The sequence below is a fragment of the Pseudomonas sp. TWR1-1-3 genome (assembly GCF_049896805.1).
In the GTDB taxonomy this organism is placed as follows: domain Bacteria; phylum Pseudomonadota; class Gammaproteobacteria; order Pseudomonadales; family Pseudomonadaceae; genus Aquipseudomonas; species Aquipseudomonas bubulae.
Genome location: NZ_JAFCUZ010000004.1, coordinates 334,346 through 351,808, shown reverse-complemented (window position 1 = coordinate 351,808; position 17,463 = coordinate 334,346). Strand labels below are relative to the sequence as shown.

At 57.3% G+C, this 17,463-nt stretch carries 15 protein-coding genes; 9 read left to right on the top strand and 6 right to left on the bottom strand.

All coding sequences use genetic code 11. From position 1 onward, the window contains the following. Positions 1-49: 49 nt before the first annotated feature. From ACP7BE_RS17255 to ACP7BE_RS17215, 9 genes are all read left to right on the top strand, one after another. Positions 50-757, top strand: coding sequence for a tellurite resistance TerB family protein (locus tag ACP7BE_RS17255; RefSeq protein WP_426106639.1), 708 nt, complete (start codon positions 50-52; stop codon positions 755-757). Positions 758-948: 191 nt separating this feature from the next. Then, positions 949-2,625, top strand: coding sequence for an acid phosphatase (locus ACP7BE_RS17250; RefSeq protein ID WP_426106638.1), 1,677 nt, complete (start codon positions 949-951; stop codon positions 2,623-2,625). A 140-nt stretch (positions 2,626-2,765) separates the two neighbouring features. Then, on the top strand, positions 2,766-4,388 hold the full coding sequence (locus tag ACP7BE_RS17245; protein WP_095001265.1) for a methyl-accepting chemotaxis protein: 1,623 nt from the start codon (positions 2,766-2,768) through the stop codon (positions 4,386-4,388). Then, on the top strand, positions 4,388-4,903 hold the full coding sequence (locus tag ACP7BE_RS17240; RefSeq protein ID WP_153326481.1) for a chemotaxis protein CheW: 516 nt from the start codon (positions 4,388-4,390) through the stop codon (positions 4,901-4,903). Before ACP7BE_RS17245 ends, ACP7BE_RS17240 begins: the two co-directional genes overlap by 1 nt. Beyond that, complete coding sequence (locus ACP7BE_RS17235; protein ID WP_426106636.1) at positions 4,900-6,174, top strand: CheR family methyltransferase; 1,275 nt, start codon at positions 4,900-4,902, stop codon at positions 6,172-6,174. Before ACP7BE_RS17240 ends, ACP7BE_RS17235 begins: the two co-directional genes overlap by 4 nt. Next, on the top strand, positions 6,171-6,857 hold the full coding sequence (locus ACP7BE_RS17230) for a chemotaxis protein CheW (protein WP_095023038.1): 687 nt from the start codon (positions 6,171-6,173) through the stop codon (positions 6,855-6,857). The genes ACP7BE_RS17235 and ACP7BE_RS17230 overlap by 4 nt, the downstream gene beginning before the upstream one ends. Further along, the gene (locus ACP7BE_RS17225) at positions 6,854-9,163 is read left to right on the top strand and encodes a hybrid sensor histidine kinase/response regulator (protein ID WP_426106633.1); all 2,310 of its coding nucleotides are present in this window, start codon (positions 6,854-6,856) and stop codon (positions 9,161-9,163) included. The genes ACP7BE_RS17230 and ACP7BE_RS17225 overlap by 4 nt, the downstream gene beginning before the upstream one ends. Beyond that, positions 9,160-10,170: a chemotaxis response regulator protein-glutamate methylesterase gene (locus tag ACP7BE_RS17220; protein WP_095001270.1), complete on the top strand. Its 1,011-nt coding sequence runs from the start codon at positions 9,160-9,162 to the stop codon at positions 10,168-10,170. Before ACP7BE_RS17225 ends, ACP7BE_RS17220 begins: the two co-directional genes overlap by 4 nt. Positions 10,171-10,222: 52 nt before the next feature. Continuing rightward, complete coding sequence (locus ACP7BE_RS17215; protein ID WP_095001271.1) at positions 10,223-11,224, top strand: diguanylate cyclase; 1,002 nt, start codon at positions 10,223-10,225, stop codon at positions 11,222-11,224. 144 nt (positions 11,225-11,368) lie between these two features. Here the strand turns inward: ACP7BE_RS17215 and ACP7BE_RS17210 are convergent, their stop codons facing one another. From ACP7BE_RS17210 to ACP7BE_RS17185, 6 genes are read right to left on the bottom strand one after another with little or no spacing between them, the layout of a single operon-like run. Further along, positions 11,369-11,995, bottom strand: coding sequence for a riboflavin synthase subunit alpha (locus ACP7BE_RS17210; RefSeq protein ID WP_095018188.1), 627 nt, complete (start codon positions 11,993-11,995; stop codon positions 11,369-11,371). Continuing rightward, positions 11,995-12,783, bottom strand: a complete 789-nt coding sequence (locus ACP7BE_RS17205) for a class I SAM-dependent methyltransferase (RefSeq protein ID WP_322212455.1) — start codon at positions 12,781-12,783, stop codon at positions 11,995-11,997. Before ACP7BE_RS17205 ends, ACP7BE_RS17210 begins: the two co-directional genes overlap by 1 nt. A gap of 16 nt (positions 12,784-12,799) precedes the next feature. Continuing rightward, positions 12,800-13,672 (bottom strand): 3-keto-5-aminohexanoate cleavage protein, encoded by an 873-nt coding sequence (locus ACP7BE_RS17200; RefSeq protein ID WP_095001395.1) that lies wholly within the window; start codon positions 13,670-13,672, stop codon positions 12,800-12,802. A 5-nt stretch (positions 13,673-13,677) separates the two neighbouring features. Beyond that, complete coding sequence (gene ribA, locus ACP7BE_RS17195) at positions 13,678-14,322, bottom strand: GTP cyclohydrolase II RibA (protein WP_232527636.1); 645 nt, start codon at positions 14,320-14,322, stop codon at positions 13,678-13,680. A gap of 14 nt (positions 14,323-14,336) precedes the next feature. After that, the gene (locus ACP7BE_RS17190) at positions 14,337-15,734 is read right to left on the bottom strand and encodes an MFS transporter (RefSeq protein ID WP_426106629.1); all 1,398 of its coding nucleotides are present in this window, start codon (positions 15,732-15,734) and stop codon (positions 14,337-14,339) included. Beyond that, complete coding sequence (locus ACP7BE_RS17185) at positions 15,731-17,176, bottom strand: gamma-glutamyltransferase (RefSeq protein ID WP_176464959.1); 1,446 nt, start codon at positions 17,174-17,176, stop codon at positions 15,731-15,733. The genes ACP7BE_RS17190 and ACP7BE_RS17185 overlap by 4 nt, the downstream gene beginning before the upstream one ends. Positions 17,177-17,463 lie beyond the last annotated feature (287 nt).

The following is a 17,463-nucleotide window of genomic DNA, read 5'->3' as shown; positions in this document are numbered from 1 at the left end:
TGCGGGCGGGTTTTCTGGCGCCCCCTGACCCTGTTAAGAGAGGATGCTTATGAGTTTGCTCGACCAACTGCTTAAATCCGGCCAACAGATGCTGGCGAAAAAAACCGGCGCCCAAGGCAGCGCCTCCCGTGACGATAAAGGCGGCCTGGGTGACCTGCTCGGGTCTGGTGGCCTGGGCGGCCTGCTTTCCGGCGCGGGTGGCGGCGCTCTGGCAGCCAGTGCCCTGGGGCTGCTGCTGGGCAACAAGAGTGCGCGCAAGTACGGTGGTCAGGCACTGACCTATGGCGGCCTTGCCGCCCTGGGCGTTCTGGCCTACAAGGCCTACGGCAACTGGCAGGCCAATCAGGGCACGGCACCGCAGACCGAGCCGCAAACCATTGACCGTGTTCCGGCGCCGCAAGTGGAGCAACACAGCCAGGCGATCCTCAAGGCCCTGGTGGCTGCTGCCAAGGCTGATGGTCATGTGGATGAGCGTGAGCGCCAACTGATCGATGGCGAGTTGAACAAACTCAATGGCGACCCTGCATTGCGCCAATGGCTGCAAGCTGAACTGAACAAGCCGCTGGACCCGGCAGAGGTTGCCAGAGCTGCCAGCACCCCGGAAATCGCGGCCGAATTGTATATCGCCAGCCTGATTCTGGTGGATGAAGAACATTTCATGGAGCGCGCCTATCTGGAAGAGCTGGCCAAACAGCTCAAGCTCGACCCGGGGCTCAAGATCGAGCTGGAAGCCCAGGTCAAGCAGGCGCAGGGCTAACGCACTCTGTGGGCGCGAGCCTGCATCACGATGCAGGCGCCGCAACATGCTTGTTTTAGACGCTCCGAGCCGCAACGGCCCGGGGCGTTTTTTTATGCTTCGTGGCTTCGATCCACTGCAACTTCCCCGTCATAATCCCCTGTTAGCCTGCCCGCCAGAAATAATTTGTTACGTGTAATCAGGAAGCCGCAATGAGCGACAAGAAAGACCAGGACACCCAATGCCCGGCCGACAGCAGCCGCCGTCGCTTCCTCGCCGGTGCTGCCGCACTGGGCGTTGGCGCGGCCACCTTGAGCGCTTGCGGCAGCAGTCAGCACGAACCCCCCGTCAGGCCGCAACCGCTGACCCCGGCCGAGCTGGACAAAAAGCTCCACGAACAGGTCAAGACCATCGTGGTGATCTATGCCGAGAACCGCAGCTTCAACAACCTGTTTGCAAACTTCCCCGGTGTCGAGAAGCCGTTGTCGGCCCTCAAACCCGCCGACTACCAGCAACGCGACCGTGATGGCAGCCTGCTACAGACCCTGCCACCGATATGGGGCGGGCTGCTGCAAGTGGGACCGCAGACGGTAGATGGCGTGACCTATGCGCCGGGTGAGCAGTTTCAGGAGAACCTGCCCAACGCCCCCTTCGCGCTGAAAGGGCCGAATCAGCAAGATCTGCCGTTGAATCTGGTGACCCGCGACCTGTGGCATGTGTTCTATCAGAACCAGATGCAGATCAACGATGGCAAGAACGACCAGTTCGTGGCCTGGGGGGATTCCGGCGGCTTGCCCATGGGCTACTACGCCCAGTCGCAGTATTCGCTGCGTCTGTGGGATGTAGCCCGTGAATTCGTACTGTGCGATAACTTCTTCCAGGGGGCTTTTGGCGGTTCGTTCCTTAACCACCAATACCTGATCAGCGCAGCAGTGCCGTTCTATCCGAACGCGAATACCTCTGTTGCCGAGGCGCAGATTGCTGTTTTGCAGGGCGATGACCCTGCCGGTACACGCTTGAAGCCTCTGGGCAAATCCCCGGCCAGCGCCATGACCGGCGCCGCGCAGTTCGGTCCCAGCGCTCTCACGCCGGACGGTTTTGCAGTCAACACCATGGCGCCGCCTTACTGGCCGACCTGGATCCGCGACCCCGAGCGTCCCGACTATGCCAAGCCCGACCTGCCAAGCGTACTGGTGCCACAAAGCCATGAGCATATCGGCGACAAACTGAGCAAAAAGAACATTGACTGGGCCTGGTACGCGGGGGCCTGGCAGGCCACGCTGGAGCAGTTCAAGGGCTCGGACGGGATCCCCAAGATCCCCAACTTCCAGTACCACCACCAGCCATTCAACTACTTTGTTCAACAAGGCCCGCAGAACCCGCAGGAGCGCAGCAAGCGCCTGCGCGACGCAGGCCTGGGCGATGAGTCCGGCAGCAACCGCTTTCTGGCTGACGCCGAGGCTGGCAGCCTGCCAGCCGTGAGTTTCTACAAGCCTCAGGGCAACCTCAACCTGCACGCTGGCTATGCCGATGTGGCTGCTGGTGACCGGCACCTTGACCGTGTGCTCAAGGTGCTGCGCAACAGCCCGCAATGGCAAAACATGGTGATCGTGCTTACCGTGGACGAAAACGGTGGCTGGTGGGATCACGTTGCACCGCCCAAAGGTGATCGCTGGGGGCCGGGTACAAGGATTCCGGCTCTGGTGGTATCACCTTTCGCACGCAAGGGGACGGTGGATCACACGGTGTATGACACCGCTTCGATTCTGCGCCTGATTAGCCGGGTGCATCAGCTGGAAGTGCTGGATGGCCTCAAGCAACGTGACGATGCCATGAAGGCGCGGGGGCAAGCGCCCATGGGCGACCTGACCAATGCATTGATGTTCTGACAACAGCCCTCCCACAGGTTTGAAGTTTTGCATGTAGGAATTTTTGTCTATTGCTGTGAGATCTGTCTCAACGCCTGTACGAATCATTGCTTACCCTCGGCTATACTCACCTTCATTTGAATGGCACCCGAGGATCGACTGTGAAGAACTGGACGTTACGCCAACGCATCTTGGCGAGCTTTGCTGTAATCATCGCCATTATGCTGCTGATGGTTGTTGCGTCTTACTCGCGCCTGCTGTCGATCGAAACCAGTGAAGAAAAGGTGCAAACCGACTCGATTCCCGGGGTCTATTACAGTTCGATGATTCGTAGCGCCTGGGTCGACAGCTATGTCCTGACCCTGGAACTGGTGGGCTCGCTTAATCAGCGTGACCTGACCAACGAAGACCGCAAGTTGTACGCCAGCTACGAAGACCGCTTGAACAAAGAACTGGATAACTATCGCGGCACTATTTTTGAAGGTGAAGACAGGGCCCACTTCGACGACTTCGAGCGTCTGCATGGAGAGTACGGCGTGGTGTTGGCGAAAATTCTTGATCTCTATCAGAACAAGGATTACGCCCAGGCCCACAAGGTGCTTAGTGAGCAACTGGCTCCAGCCTGGATGGAAGGCCGCAAGTTGCTCAATAGCATCATTGAAGGCAACAGCGAGTCGGCCAAGCTCGCCACTGACAATATTGGTCACGCCGTATTGACTGCCAAGATCAGCATGATCATTTCCCTGGTTATTGCCGTACTTGCAGCAGCGCTGTGTGGCTTCCTGTTGCTGCGCGCAATCATGTCGCCGATGCAGCGTATCGTCACGATTCTGGAAGTGATGCGTTCCGGTGACCTGAGCTCGCGCTTGAATCTGGAGCGCAAGGACGAGTTTGGCGCGGTGGAAACCGGCTTCAATGACATGATGGCCGAGCTGACTACGTTGGTGTCCCAGGCCCAGCGCTCTTCGGTGCAGGTCACTACGTCGGTTACGGAAATAGCCGCTACCTCCAAGCAACAACAGGCCACAGCCACTGAAACCGCAGCCACCACTACGGAAATAGGTGCAACTTCCCGGGAAATTGCCGCCACGTCCCGTGATCTGGTGCGCACCATGACCGAAGTGACCTCGGCAGCCGACCAGGCCTCGATCCTGGCCGGTTCCGGGCAGCAGGGCCTGGCCCGCATGGAAGAAACCATGCACTCGGTGATGGGGGCTGCCGATCTGGTCAACGCCAAGCTGGCGATCCTCAACGAGAAGGCCGGTAACATCAACCAGGTGGTGGTGACCATCGTCAAGGTCGCCGACCAGACCAATTTGCTGTCGCTTAACGCGGCCATTGAAGCTGAAAAAGCCGGTGAATACGGCCGCGGTTTTGCTGTGGTTGCTACCGAAGTGCGCCGTTTGGCCGACCAGACTGCCGTGGCTACCTACGATATCGAGCAGATGGTGCGCGAGATTCAGTCGGCAGTGTCGGCGGGCGTGATGGGCATGGACAAGTTCTCTGAAGAAGTACGCCGCGGCATGTCCGAAGTGCAGCAAGTGGGCGAGCAGCTGTCGCAGATCATCCATCAGGTCCAGGCCCTGGCGCCGCGTGTACTGATGGTCAATGAAGGCATGCAGGCTCAGGCTACGGGCGCCGAGCAGATCAACCTTGCGCTGGTGCAATTGGGTGATGCCAGCAGCCAGACCGTTGAGTCCCTGCGTCAGGCCAGCTTCGCGATCGACGAATTGAGTCAGGTTGCCGTTGGGTTGCGCAGCGGCGTTTCGCGTTTCAAAGTCTGATGAGCGAGCTTTCAGCCAAAAAACCGGGCGCCAAGGTGTCGCAAAAACGCCTGTTTCTGGTGTTTTATATTGGTAACGAGCGCTATGCACTGGCCGCTGGCGATGTGGTCGAAGTGTTGCCGCGCTTGCCTCTCAAGCCCATAGCCCATGCCCCCGAGTGGGTAGCGGGGGTTTTTGCTCATCGTGATCGAATGGTTCCGGTGATCGATATCAGTGCCATGACCTTTGGCACCGCCGCCGTAGCCCGCACCAGCACCCGGCTGGTGCTGGTCAATTATCGCGGGCAATTGCTCGGCCTGCTGCTTGAACAGGCCAGTGACACTTTGCGCTGCGATCCGGCGGAGTTTCAGCCCTACGGTGTCGATAACCACGATGCGCCTTACCTGGGACCGGTGCGTAAAGATGAGGCCGGGCTGTTGCAGTGGTTAAGTGTCGACGATCTGCTCAGCCCTGCGGTGTCTGCTCTGCTTTTTGCCCAGGGCGAAGATGACACCTGCGTCCAGGTGGCGCCATGAGTCTTGATCAGCGTTTTTTTGACTATTTGAAGCAGCGCATCGGCCTGGATGTGGCATCGGTCGGCCCGGCGATTATCGAACGTGCCGTACGCCAGCGCTGCATTGCATTGGGCATGGCTGATAACGATCGCTACTGGCAGCGCCTGCTCAGTTCCCAGGATGAACAGCAAGCCCTGATCGAATCGGTGATCGTGCCCGAGACCTGGTTCTTCCGTTACCCCGAATCCTTTGCCACCCTGGGCCGCCTGGCCAGGCAGCGCCTGGCGGAAATCGGCAGCCGACGCCCGTTGCGTATCCTGAGTCTGCCGTGTTCGACCGGCGAAGAGCCGTATTCGATTGCCATGGCACTGTTCGATGCCGGCTTTGCTGCACACCAATTCAAGGTCGACGCCCTGGATGTCAGTCCGCTTTCGGTGCAGCGTGCGCAAAACGCGCTGTATGGCAAAAACTCCTTTCGAGGCCAGCCAACAGATTTTCGTGAGCGCTACTTCTGTGTCGAGAGCGATGGTTATCAGTTGTCGGAGCGGGTCTGCGGGCAGGTCAGCTTCACCGCAGGCAATCTGCTGGATCCGATACTGCTCGCCAGCCACGAGCCTTATGACTTTGTGTTCTGCCGCAACCTGTTGATCTACTTTGATCTTAAAACCCAGCAGCAGGCCCTTGATGTGCTCAAGCGCCTGACCCGTGATGATGGTGTTTTATTTATAGGTCCGGCCGAAGGCAGCTTGCTCAACCGGCTGGGCATGCGTTCGATCGGTGCTCCGCAGTCGTTTGCCTTTTGCCACAATCATGAGCCATTGCCGGCAGCGCGCCCTGTGCTTGCCGAACTCAAGCCACTGGCACGACCAAAAGCGCCAGCGCCTGTGCCGACACCGGCCAGCCGGCCTTTTGCCCCGCGCGCGCAAACCCCGATCGGGCAAAAATCGGCTTCGCCAGTGGATGGGCCGGGTCTGTTGCTTGAACAGATTGCCAGCCTGGCCAATGAAGGCAAAAGCCTTGAGGCGCGTGCGGTCTGCGAACAGTTCTTGCAGCGGCATGACCCGCAGGCCGAGGTGTTTTACTGGTTGGGCCTGCTCAGCGATGTGCAGGGCCAGACCTCAGAGGCCCAGGGCTTCTATCGCAAGGCGCTGTACCTGGAACCCCAGCATTCGGAAGCGCTGGCCCATCTGGCAGCGCTGTTGGCTTCACAAGGCGATGAAGCAGGCGCCCGGCGCTTGCACGAGCGCGCAGCCCGTAACGGGCGTTCCACTCAAAGTGAGCGTAAACAATGAGCGCTTTAGCAGCACAGAGCTTGATTCACTCCGAAGCGCAGGCCATTGATGACTGCTGGAACCGCATTGGCATCTACGGTGACAAAAGCTGCCCGTTGCTGCCCCAGCATATCCATTGCCGCAACTGCGACACGTATGCTGCTGCCGCGACCCGTTTGCTCGACCGCTATTCATTTGAGCAGCAAAGCCAGGAGCTTTATGCCCCGCAGGCCCATGAGCAAAAGGTTGCAACCTGCTCACTGGTGATTTTCCGCCTGAGTGAGGAGTGGCTGGGGCTGCCCACGCGTTGCCTGGATGAAGTGGCACCGATGCAAACCATTCACTCCCTGCCGCACCAGCGTTCCCGGGCCTTGCGCGGTGTGGCCAATGTGCGCGGCACTCTGGTGCCGTGCCTGTCGCTGGTTGAACTGCTGGGGCTTGACCCAGCCACGCCGGGAGCCTCATCGCAGCGGGTGATGCCGCGCATGCTGATTGTGGCCGCCCACGGTGGAGCCGTGGTACTGCCGGTGGATGAGGTGGATGGCATTCATAATATTGCCGAGGGCGACATCAATGCTGCATCGCTCTCCGGCGAGCATGTCAGCGCCAAATACACCCGGGGTGTGCTGCAGTGGAAAAACCGCAGCCTGCGTTTACTGGATGAAGAGCAACTGTTGAGCGCAATCACCCGGAGCCTGACATGACCCCCGAGCAAATGCGCGACGCCTCGCTGCTTGAGCTGTTCAGCCTGGAGGCCGAGGCGCAAACCCAGGTGCTCAACGAAGGCCTGCTGGCGCTGGAACGCAACCCGACCCAGGCTGACCAGCTGGAAGCCTGCATGCGCGCGGCCCACTCGCTCAAGGGCGCAGCCCGGATTGTCGGGGTGGATGCCGGGGTCAGCGTGTCCCATGTCATGGAAGACTGCCTGGTCAGTGCCCAGGAAGGCCGTTTGTACCTGCAACGCGAACACATTGATGCCTTGTTGCAAGGTACCGACCTGCTGATGCGCATTGCCACCCCCGGCAACACTGTCACGCCTCACGACATCGACGCCTATGTGGCGCACATGAATGAGCTGCTGGATCCGTCTGCCCCCGGTGCGCGGGTGGCGCCGCCCGAATTTGACGTGTCGCAGCTGTTGTTGATGCCCTCGCCAGCTGTACCCGAACTTGCGCCAGAACCTGTGGTTGAGCGTCAGGTCGAGGTGCCAGCCGAGCCGGCAGCGGAGCCAGCACGTCGCCCCCAGCGTCTGACCGAAAGCGGCGAGCGGGTACTGCGGGTCACGGCCCAGCGCCTTAACAGCCTGCTCGATCTGTCGAGCAAATCCCTGGTGGAAACCCAGCGCCTCAAACCCTTTCTGGTGACATTGCAACGGCTTAAACGCATGCAAAGCACCAACTTGCGGGCCATGGACACGCTCAATGAACACCTCAAGGTCTCGGGCATCAGCCATGAAGCCGAGCAGGCACTGGTCGATGCCCGGCAGATGCTGGCCGAGTCCCAGCACCTGCTCAGCGAGCAGACCGCCGAACTTGACGAATTTTGCTGGCAGGCTGGCCAGCGTGCGCAATTGCTCTACGACACTGCACTGGCGTGTCGCATGCGGCCCTTCGCCGATGTGCTGGTCGGGCAGGAGCGCATGGTGCGTGATTTGGGTCGCGCCCTGGGCAAGCAGATCCGCCTGGAAATCGAAGGCGAGAAAACCCAGGTTGACCGCGACGTGCTGGAAAAGCTCGAAGCACCCTTGATCCATTTATTGCGCAATGCCGTCGACCACGGTATTGAAACCCCGGAACAGCGCTTGCTGGCGGGTAAACCGGCCGAAGGCCTGATCCGCCTGCGCATCTCTCATCAGGCCGGTCTGCTGGTGCTGGAGTTGAGCGATGACGGTGCCGGTGTCGATCTGGACCGTTTGCGTCGCACCATCGTCGAGCGTCAGTTGTCCACCGAGGAGACGGTGGCGCAACTGAGCGAAGAAGAGCTGCTGACCTTTCTGTTTTTACCCGGTTTCAGTCTGCGCGACACCGTCACCGAAGTATCGGGGCGCGGTGTGGGGCTGGATGCCGTACAGCATATGGTGCGCCTGTTGCGCGGTGCCATTGTGCTGGAGCACACCCCCCAGCATGGCAGCCGCTTCCATCTTGAAGTGCCGTTGACTCTGTCGGTGGTGCGCAGCCTGGTGGTTGAAGTGGCCGACGAAGCCTATGCCTTCCCGCTGGCCCATATCGAGCGCATGCGCGACCTGGAGCCCGACGACATCGTGCAGCTCGAAGGCCGTCAGCACTTCTGGCATGAAGGCCGCCATGTGGGGCTGGTTGCCGCCAGCCAATTGTTGCAGCGCCCTGCCAGCCAGAGCGATGACGAAACCCTCAAGGTGGTGGTGATTCGCGAACGCGACGCGGTCTATGGCGTGGCCGTTGAGCGCTTTATCGGCGAGCGCACCCTGGTGGTCCTGCCCCTTGATCCGCGTCTGGGCAAGGTCCAGGACATTTCCGCCGGGGCCTTGCTGGATGATGGTTCACCGGTGCTGATCGTAGATGTCGAAGACATGCTGCGTTCGGTAGACAAACTGCTTAATACCGGGCGTCTTGAGCGTATCGACCGGCGTAACCGGCACACCGCCGAATTGACCCGCAAACGTATTCTGGTGGTGGATGACTCATTGACGGTGCGCGAACTGCAACGCAAGTTGCTGATCAACCGTGGTTATGAAGTGGCTGTGGCGGTTGACGGCATGGACGGCTGGAACGCGCTGCGTGCCGAACATTTCGATTTGTTGATTACCGACATCGATATGCCGCGCATGGATGGCATCGAACTGGTTACCCTGTTGCGTCGCGATAACCGATTGCAATCAATGCCGGTGATGGTGGTGTCGTACAAAGATCGTGAAGAAGACCGTCGGCGCGGCCTGGATGCAGGCGCCGACTATTATCTAGCCAAAGCGAGTTTCCATGACGATGCCCTGCTCGACGCAGTGGTTGAACTCATTGGTGGAGCCCAGACATGAGAATCGCCATCGTCAACGATATGCCCCTGGCGGTTGAGGCCTTGCGCCGGGCGCTGGCGTTCGAACCCGCGCACCATGTGATCTGGGTTGCCGGTGATGGTCAGGAGGCGGTGCGCCTGTGCGCCGAGAACACCCCGGACCTGATTCTGATGGACTTGATCATGCCGGTCATGGACGGCGTCGAGGCCACGCGCCGGATCATGGCTGAAAGCCCTTGTGCGATTGTGATTGTCACCATCGACCGCGAGCAGAATGTGCACCGTGTTTTTGAGGCCATGGGCTTTGGTGCGCTGGATGTGGTGGATACCCCCGTGCTGGGCGGCAGCAACCCCAGAGAGGCGGCGGCGCCTTTGCTGCGCAAGATACTCAATGTTGGCTGGTTGATGGGGCAGAGTGAGAAACGGGTCAAGCCGGTAGTGACCCATGCTCGTGTACCGGGTGTGCGGGCAGGGCTGGTGGCCATCGGTTCGTCGGCAGGTGGTCCGGCTGCACTTGAAACCCTGCTTAAAGGTCTGCCGAGAAACTTTGAGGCAGCTATCGTACTGGTTCAGCACGTTGATCAGGTGTTTGCTGCAGGTATGGCCGAGTGGCTGAGCACTTCGTGCGGACTTGATGTGCGCCTGGCCCGCGACGGGGAGACGCCGCAGGTGGGCACTGTGCTGCTGGCGGGCACCAATCACCATATCAGGCTATTGAAAAATGGCACGCTGGCTTACACCGCCGAGCCGGTCAATGAGATTTATCGGCCATCGATCGATGTTTTTTTTGAAAGTGTTGCCCGCTACTGGAATGGTGAAGCGGTGGGAGTGCTGTTGACCGGCATGGGGCGTGACGGGGCTCAAGGTCTTAAACTCATGCGCCAGCAGGGGTTTCTCACCATTGCCCAGGATCAGCAGAGCAGCTCGGTGTACGGAATGCCCAAAGCGGCAGCGGCCATCGATGCCGCAGTCGAGATTCGCCCATTGGACAAGATTGCGCCACGCTTGCTGGAGAAATTTGCCAAATGACTGGTAGAACCCGGCAAGAGTGGCTTGAAGGCAGTAATTCAGGTGAACGCGCATGAGCGACTTGCAGTTGGACGACGTTAAAACTGATGAAAACGCGGCCATGGTGTTGCTGGTAGACGATCAGGCAATGATCGGCGAAGCCGTGCGCCGAGGGTTGGCCCTTGAACAGAACATTGATTTTCACTTCTGTGCCGACCCGCACCAGGCCATTGCCCAGGCTATCCGCATCAAGCCGACGGTGATTTTGCAGGATCTGGTGATGCCGGGCCTGGACGGCTTGAGCCTGGTGCGCGAATACCGCAACCACCCGGCGACGCAAAATATCCCGATTATCGTGTTGTCCACCAAAGAGGACCCGTTGATCAAAAGCGCGGCGTTCTCGGCCGGGGCCAATGATTACCTGGTGAAGCTGCCGGACAACATCGAACTGGTGGCGCGTATCCGCTATCACTCGCGCTCCTACATGACGCTGTTGCAGCGTGATGCTGCCTACCGTGCGCTGCGGGTCAGCCAACAGCAATTGCTGGACACCAATCTGGTGCTGCAACGGCTGATGAACTCCGATGGCCTGACCGGGCTGTCCAACCGCCGCCACTTTGATGAATACCTTGAGCTGGAATGGCGTCGCGCCATGCGTGAGCAGAACCAATTGTCGTTGTTGATGATCGATGTTGATTACTTCAAATCATACAACGACTCATTTGGCCATCTGGACGGCGATGAAGCGTTGCGCAAGGTGGCGGCGGGCATCCGTGATGCCAGCAGCCGGCCATCTGACTTGCCGGCCCGTTATGGCGGTGAGGAATTTGCCATTGTACTGCCCAACACTTCCCAGGGCGGCGCGCGGCTGGTGGCAGAAAAACTGCGCATGGCGGTTGAAGCGATGAAAATCCCGCATATTTCGCCGACAGCAGGCTCCAGCCTGACCATCAGTATTGGCCTGTCGACCATGACCCCGCAGCAGGGTAGCAACTGCCGTGAGCTGATTTCGGCGGCGGACAAGGGGCTTTACCTGGCCAAGAAGAATGGGCGTAATCAGGTGGGTATTGAGTGATTGCTCTCAAGACCTTGTCGCTTGCATCGCAGGCAAGCCAGCTTCCACAGGTTTTGTGTCGTTCACACAGCCGGAGTGCTTACAGCACTGTCGTGGGAGCGAGCCTGCGCGCGATGGCATCAACGATGACTGCTTTGCCGCACGCTACAGGTTTCCCGGGAGCAGGCGGGCCAGGGTAGTCCTAAGGGTATCCACCAGGGTGCGGGTGGTCTGGTCGATTTCGATATTGACCCGGTCGCCCACCCGCAAGCTGCTCAAATTGGTCAGGGCGAGTGTTTGCGCAATCAGGTTGACCGTCACCCAGTGCCGCTCTTCATCCAGGCTATCGATGGTGAGGCTGCAGCCATGCATACCGACAAAACCCTTTTTGAACAGGTAGGCAAAGGTCGACGCATCCAGCTGGAGTTGCGCAGTCACCGTTTCGCCCAGTGGCTGCCACGACACGACCTGCGCGGTACTTTCAACATGGCCGTACAGTGCGTGCCCGCCATTCTCATCGCCAGTTCGATGTGAGCGTTCAATATTGACCTGCTCATCGATACTCAAGTGTTTGAGTGTCGTGATTTCGGCCGTTCGGTGAGAAATATCAAACGTCGCGGTGCCTGCAGAGTAGGCAACGACGGTCAGGCAGGTGCCGTTGACCGACACGCTGGCACCGATATCAACGTTTTCGAATAGAGAGGCTTTCTGGGCCAGGACGATACGTTTGTGCCCAGCCTGCGTGTGCACCGACAGCACCCGGGCAGTGCCTTGAACAATTCCGGTATACATCAGGCAGCCCTCCTTTTAAGCAGCATCAAGCCAGTGGAATACGCGGTTTTGTATTCTGCGGCGCAATAGTGCTCATAGAGTTTTTGATAGTAAGCGGCGATTGCCAGGTCGCGGACGCTTTCTTCGAACTGGCCATAGACCACGGAGCCGCTACCCAGGTGCCAATCCCTGAAATCTTCAAACGTCTTGAAGTGCACGGGTTCCTCGATACGGTGCGAGCGAATGATCTCGAAACCGTGAAGTGCCGTGACAAGGGAGTGCCTGTTGAACCTGAAATCATCGAATACCACGGGCTCGGCAATACAGGGGTATTGCTGGCGGATAGCGGTCAGCACCCGCTCCTGGATCGATCGCTCACCTTGTACATAATCGAAGTCGAACGCACAGGATAAATATAAGTAACCGCCCGGTTTCAAAGCCCTGAATAATTTATCGATAACGGTTTGTTCGTTGGGAATAAACCAATGCAGGCAGGCGGCACAGACGGCTGCGTCAAACGCTGGCCAGTGTTCGAGGGAACAGTCCAGGAAGTCGCTGACCATAAATCTGATATTGGGTGCTGCATGAGTGCGGTTGGCGTACGCAATCATGTCAGCGGAAATATCAATGCCCACGTACTGCTCAATCTTTTCTTTGTCCGTGAAGAGCAGGGTATTACCGGTTCCGCACCCGACATCCAGCAATGTGCCTTGGGGGGGCGCGAACGACAGCAATAGTTTCAAACAGCGTCTCTGCAGGTTTTTGGAGGTGCGTTGATAATTTTCGGGAGTAAACCAGACATTCTCCATTTTCTGTTTCCTCGTATCAGTCAACGATAGGGGGCAAGCCATAGCGACCTTGTCCAGGTTGCAGTCCTAGTTGTTCCCTGACCTGCCTGGGGGTGGCGGGTGTCAACTCCTGCAGGTTGGCAATGGCGGTGATGCGCTCGAGCAGGCTGCGATTACTCGCCAGGGTGGTGCGTTTATGGTCGAGCCAGATATTGTCTTCAAGGCCGATGCGGATGCCGTGACCAGAGGCGAGAGCCAGGGTATTGCTGCGCAGTTGATAGCTACCCAGCCCGGCGAAAGAACTGACGACATTGCCCGGCAGTGAGCTGGTAATGGCTGCCATATGCGCAAAACTGGGCTGTGCGCCAAAAATATTGCCCAGCAAAATATTGGCGTAGACAGTGGGCGGCATTAACGATTTTTTGATCAGGCAATGCAGGTAGTTCGACATGCCGCTATCAAATATCTCAACCTCGGGCGAGATGCCTTTTAGCGCCATTTGTTCGGCGAGGTAGTTGATTGTCGCCGGGGCATTAATGCTGGGCTGCGTGGAAAAGTTCATGGACGACAAGGTCAATGAACCCATATCGGGTTTTGCGTCACCGTCCAATGACAGGGGCAGCGCTCTGAGAGTTGGATCGGAAATGTTTCGACCACTGAGTGAGGCGCATAAAATCAGTTGTTTATTATATTTTCTGATGCCTTCGAAGAGAGTGGCAAATGTGTTGAGGTCGCAGGTCGGTTCGCCGGTTTTTTGATCCCTGGCGTGCAGGTGCGCAATGGACGCACCCAGTTCGGCGGCCATCAATACATCGTCGATAATTTCTGAGGTGCTGATGGGTGTGTGGGGGTTCATCTGCTTTGTCGGTAGCATGCCTGTAGGTGAAAAATTCAGAATGTAAGTGCTCATTGCGATCACCATTTTTTGTTTTTCAAGTTGATCGTATGGTGTTTTTTATTGATTTTGCTGCGCAGGTAGTCCTCGTTTTCGACGGTCAGGAAAACCCCGGAGGGCAGGGTGGTATTGATGGTGATATCGCAATTTTCCAGGGCCAGGATTTTTGCCGGGTTGTTGGTAATCAGGTCGATGTGATGAATATGCAGGGCCTTGAGCATGGCCCCCGCACTTTCAAACTCTCTCAAGTCATCGGCGTACCCGAGCATCTCGTTGGCAGTGAAGGTATCAATGCCCTGGTTTTGCAGCAGGTAGGCATCGAACTTGGAGTACAGGCCAATACCGCGCCCTTCCTGACGCAGATAGATCAATACGCCACCCCCTCGCGCGGCTATTTGCGACAGGGCTTCTTTGAGCTGGGCGCCGCAATCGCAACGCTTTGAGCCGAATACATCGCCTGTCAGGCACTCGGAATGAACCCGGGTGAGTACGGGAGTGGTTTGACAGTCACCAATCAATAGCGCGAAGTGTTCTTTATCGACACCTTCAAAGGACACAAATCGGGTGAGTTGAGGAACGCCCTCTATCGGAATTTCAACGGTGGTTTTCAACGTCAATGCTTTCATCTTCAGCTCCTTGCGTAACACCACATGAGTACGGGACATACCCAGGTTTTCCGTTAATCGGACTTGAAGTGCATGGGGTCGATATGGCTCCTGTTTGAGTTGGGCAGGCGCAGTGCGCCCAGCACGGTAAGAAGTGATGCAAGCGTCACGGTGGACATGCCGATCGTGAAGAACGGCAGGTGTTCGGGAATAAAGAAAGCACTCAGAAGGGCAGGTACTGCCTGGCCGATCAGGGCGTTGTGCTGCATCACCGAACTGATCAGGATATTGGCGTGATGCATGCGGTGCTGTTGCACATTGCGCAGTGCGGTGGATGAGTAGCCGAGAAATTGAAATGAGCGTGCGCAACCGTGTAGAAAACACATCAACCACAGTGCCGGTAGTTGGTTGAGCAGTGGCGGGAAAAGAAACAGGCCCAACGTTACGGATGTCGTCAGTGCCGAATAGATAAAATAGCGTTTCAGGCAGCGGCAGCCTGTTAATAGCCGGGCTGCCACGGGTTTTGAAACAAGGTTGCCGGCGAAGATAAACAGCAGGCAGTGGCCAATCGAAACGGGCGAATAATTCGAATTTTTCATGAGGTGAATAATCAGCAGCGTTGGAAATGCATAAATGCTGATACGGAACAAACTGCCGGAGAGAATGTTGAACTTGAACGCTGGATCATTGAGCAAGGACAGATCAAACAATTGCGCCTTCGCGTGCTGGTGCAGCCTTGTGCAAAGTCGTTTGCTGCCATAGAACATTGCACCTGCGGCCAGAACGCTGCAGAAGAGCCAGTTATTCGAAGCCGCCATAAACATCATGAACAAGGCCGATGAGGACAGTGCCCATAGTGCGTAGGCATGTTTATCAAGCTGTAAACGCGGGGTTTCAGGGGCAGGCAGTGAGTACAGGGTGATGCGGCAGGCAATAATCAATCCTGCGGCAAAGAGTCCGATAGAGGCAAAAATCAGTCGCCAGTTGCCGATGTTTAACAGCAGGTTGGCCATATAGGGGGCAACCATCGGGGCGACGAGCGCAGGCGCAATCAGCCAGGCCATGGTTTTGGGAATGGCAATCTTCGGGGTGTTGGCCAGGATCAAGGCTCGTCCGGCAGGTACCACCAACGCACTGCCAAAGCCCTGGACAAGGCGGGCGATGCACAGCAGGTAAATATTCTGGCTGATGGCGCAGGCCAGGGAGGCGAGGCAAAAAATCGCCAGGCCGCACAGGAATTGTTGGGCAAGCGCGAAACGGTTGAACAAATGCCCGCTCAGGGGCAGGAACAAGACCAGGGCCAGTAGATAGGTGGCCAGTGACAGTGTCACGCCGCTGATGCTGGCGCCCAGGTCGTTGGCCATGGGGATGATGGCCATCAGCATGATGGTTGCATCCAGTACTTCCAGAAAGAAAGCACTGGCGACAGTCAGTATGGCTGCATGGCCTGAACCGCAACTGTGAGCCTTCATACCGCCAGCGCCACACCGCTGCCACGAGGGTCTGCAGCGGCGAACACCTGACCGGTCAGGGTGTTGATGCCAGCCAGCTGTACCACCCCGAATTTATCGGATAGCCCGTGAGTACAGGTAAATATCGGGTTCGTTTGTGCGGATTCGCTTAAATAGGTAATGCCGTTTGTCTTCGGGTGCCGGCCCAGATTGGCAAAGCGCGGGCTCGACAGGGCGGTTTGAACCGGGCATTGCTCAGCGATAATTTTGTAGATGACGTACGCCAGTGTCTGGGACTGCACAGGCCCCCCGGATGTACCAATGATAAATTCCAGGTGATCGGTGGTGACGCGCACGCAGTTGGTGGTGTGTTTGGCGGCTGTGTTGCCTTTGAAGGTCGAACCCAGATGGGGGCCATTGAATGAGAATGCCCGGTTGCTCAGGATAATGCCTGTGTCATCGATCTCGAACAGTGACCCCAGGGGGGTAAAGATCGAGTTGGTTATGCCGGTCAGGGTCCCGTCGGCCTCGGCACATGCCATAAAGATGGTGTGGGAGGGTTTGGACAATTGAGGCACAGGTTCGGGGTTGTCGAATTTGAGCTGTTGATAGATCAGGGCGGCCTGTTGGCTCAGGCTGTCATCGCTGTGCGTCTCTGAAGAAAGCGGCGATGCCACCCAGCTGTCGATCAGCCCGGCTGCCGTACAGAGCTGTGCCGGTGTGAGCAAGGCCGTGTCTTCGGCACTCCACTGGTAGACTTTCAAGAGCAGGAACAGCTCTTTCCATGGACTGTTACTGCCATGCGCCGTGACATTGGCGTGCATGAAGGTGGTTTTTTTTACTTCTGAGGGGTTAGGGGTAAAGTCGGAAAAATCTTCAGGTGTATACAAATGCGGGTCGCAGGTCGACAGCGCGTCAAATACCTGCGCCGCCAACTGCCCCCTGTACATGGATGCAAAACCTTCACGCGCCAAAGTGGCCAGGGTTTGACGGTAGAAGGGCGCTGGATCTTGCTGTTGAATAAAGTATTTGTTCCATTGTGAAAACCGTGTCTGTCTGAGTGAGTCTTTAGTGCTGTTATCAAACGCCTGAATCAAACTGCTGGACGCCACCACGCCATGTTTCAAGTCATTGTCGTGCAGGTGTTTAAATACGCCGTTCAAGTCGATGTCATGTAGGCGTGTATAACGATCATAAGCTGAAGGGCAGCCATAGATCATGGTGCTGTAAATCCCTCTGCGAGGAATTGATACAAGGCCTTTATGCAAGTAGTTGTCGTGATGCTGGTGAAAACCTGTTCTGCCCGTTCCGTTGAAGATGGCCAGATTATGGGGGGTTGATTGCATGATAATTGCGTCGCCTCCCAGGCCGCATAAGTGCGGGAGGTTATACGTCAGTGACACGGCTGCACTTAATAAGGCATGCGGGGTCGCCCCTGATGTTAGATAGGCCTGCATGGCCATCATCGAGGACTTGAAGTGGGGGGTCGCTATACCGAATGAGTGACCGTTCGCTAAGTTCGACATGGGGCTGCCATTTAATTATTGGTTGTTCGGATATGGCGTGTGGGTATCAGGGAATCAGGTGTTGTAAGTGTGTTGTAGGTATAGCGGTGCAGGTTTTTAAGTGCAATTATTTGGCGTGTAGTACTTTTCTCTCAAATTGGGTAATTATTCCTATGTAGTATTCAAACTTGTCGTACGGCTGAGATGGCCTCGTCTTTCAGATGTAATTCTGTGCCCATAATCGT

What these genes read in the sequence shown, in the direction of transcription:
- ACP7BE_RS17255 (WP_426106639.1), top strand. Translation starts at nt 50, where the DNA reads ATGAGTTTGCTCGACCAACTGCTTAAATCCGGCCAACAGATGCTGGCG.
- ACP7BE_RS17250 (WP_426106638.1), top strand. Translation starts at nt 949, where the DNA reads ATGAGCGACAAGAAAGACCAGGACACCCAATGCCCGGCCGACAGCAGC.
- ACP7BE_RS17240 (WP_153326481.1), top strand. Translation starts at nt 4,388, where the DNA reads ATGAGCGAGCTTTCAGCCAAAAAACCGGGCGCCAAGGTGTCGCAAAAA.
- ACP7BE_RS17235 (WP_426106636.1), top strand. Translation starts at nt 4,900, where the DNA reads ATGAGTCTTGATCAGCGTTTTTTTGACTATTTGAAGCAGCGCATCGGC.
- ACP7BE_RS17230 (WP_095023038.1), top strand. Translation starts at nt 6,171, where the DNA reads ATGAGCGCTTTAGCAGCACAGAGCTTGATTCACTCCGAAGCGCAGGCC.
- ACP7BE_RS17225 (WP_426106633.1), top strand. Translation starts at nt 6,854, where the DNA reads ATGACCCCCGAGCAAATGCGCGACGCCTCGCTGCTTGAGCTGTTCAGC.
- ACP7BE_RS17220 (WP_095001270.1), top strand. Translation starts at nt 9,160, where the DNA reads ATGAGAATCGCCATCGTCAACGATATGCCCCTGGCGGTTGAGGCCTTG.
- ACP7BE_RS17215 (WP_095001271.1), top strand. Translation starts at nt 10,223, where the DNA reads ATGAGCGACTTGCAGTTGGACGACGTTAAAACTGATGAAAACGCGGCC.
- ACP7BE_RS17210 (WP_095018188.1), bottom strand. Translation starts at nt 11,995, where the DNA reads ATGTATACCGGAATTGTTCAAGGCACTGCCCGGGTGCTGTCGGTGCAC.
- ACP7BE_RS17205 (WP_322212455.1), bottom strand. Translation starts at nt 12,783, where the DNA reads ATGGAGAATGTCTGGTTTACTCCCGAAAATTATCAACGCACCTCCAAA.
- ACP7BE_RS17200 (WP_095001395.1), bottom strand. Translation starts at nt 13,672, where the DNA reads ATGAGCACTTACATTCTGAATTTTTCACCTACAGGCATGCTACCGACA.
- ribA (WP_232527636.1), bottom strand. Translation starts at nt 14,322, where the DNA reads ATGTCCCGTACTCATGTGGTGTTACGCAAGGAGCTGAAGATGAAAGCA.
- ACP7BE_RS17190 (WP_426106629.1), bottom strand. Translation starts at nt 15,734, where the DNA reads ATGAAGGCTCACAGTTGCGGTTCAGGCCATGCAGCCATACTGACTGTC.
- ACP7BE_RS17185 (WP_176464959.1), bottom strand. Translation starts at nt 17,176, where the DNA reads ATGGCCATGCAGGCCTATCTAACATCAGGGGCGACCCCGCATGCCTTA.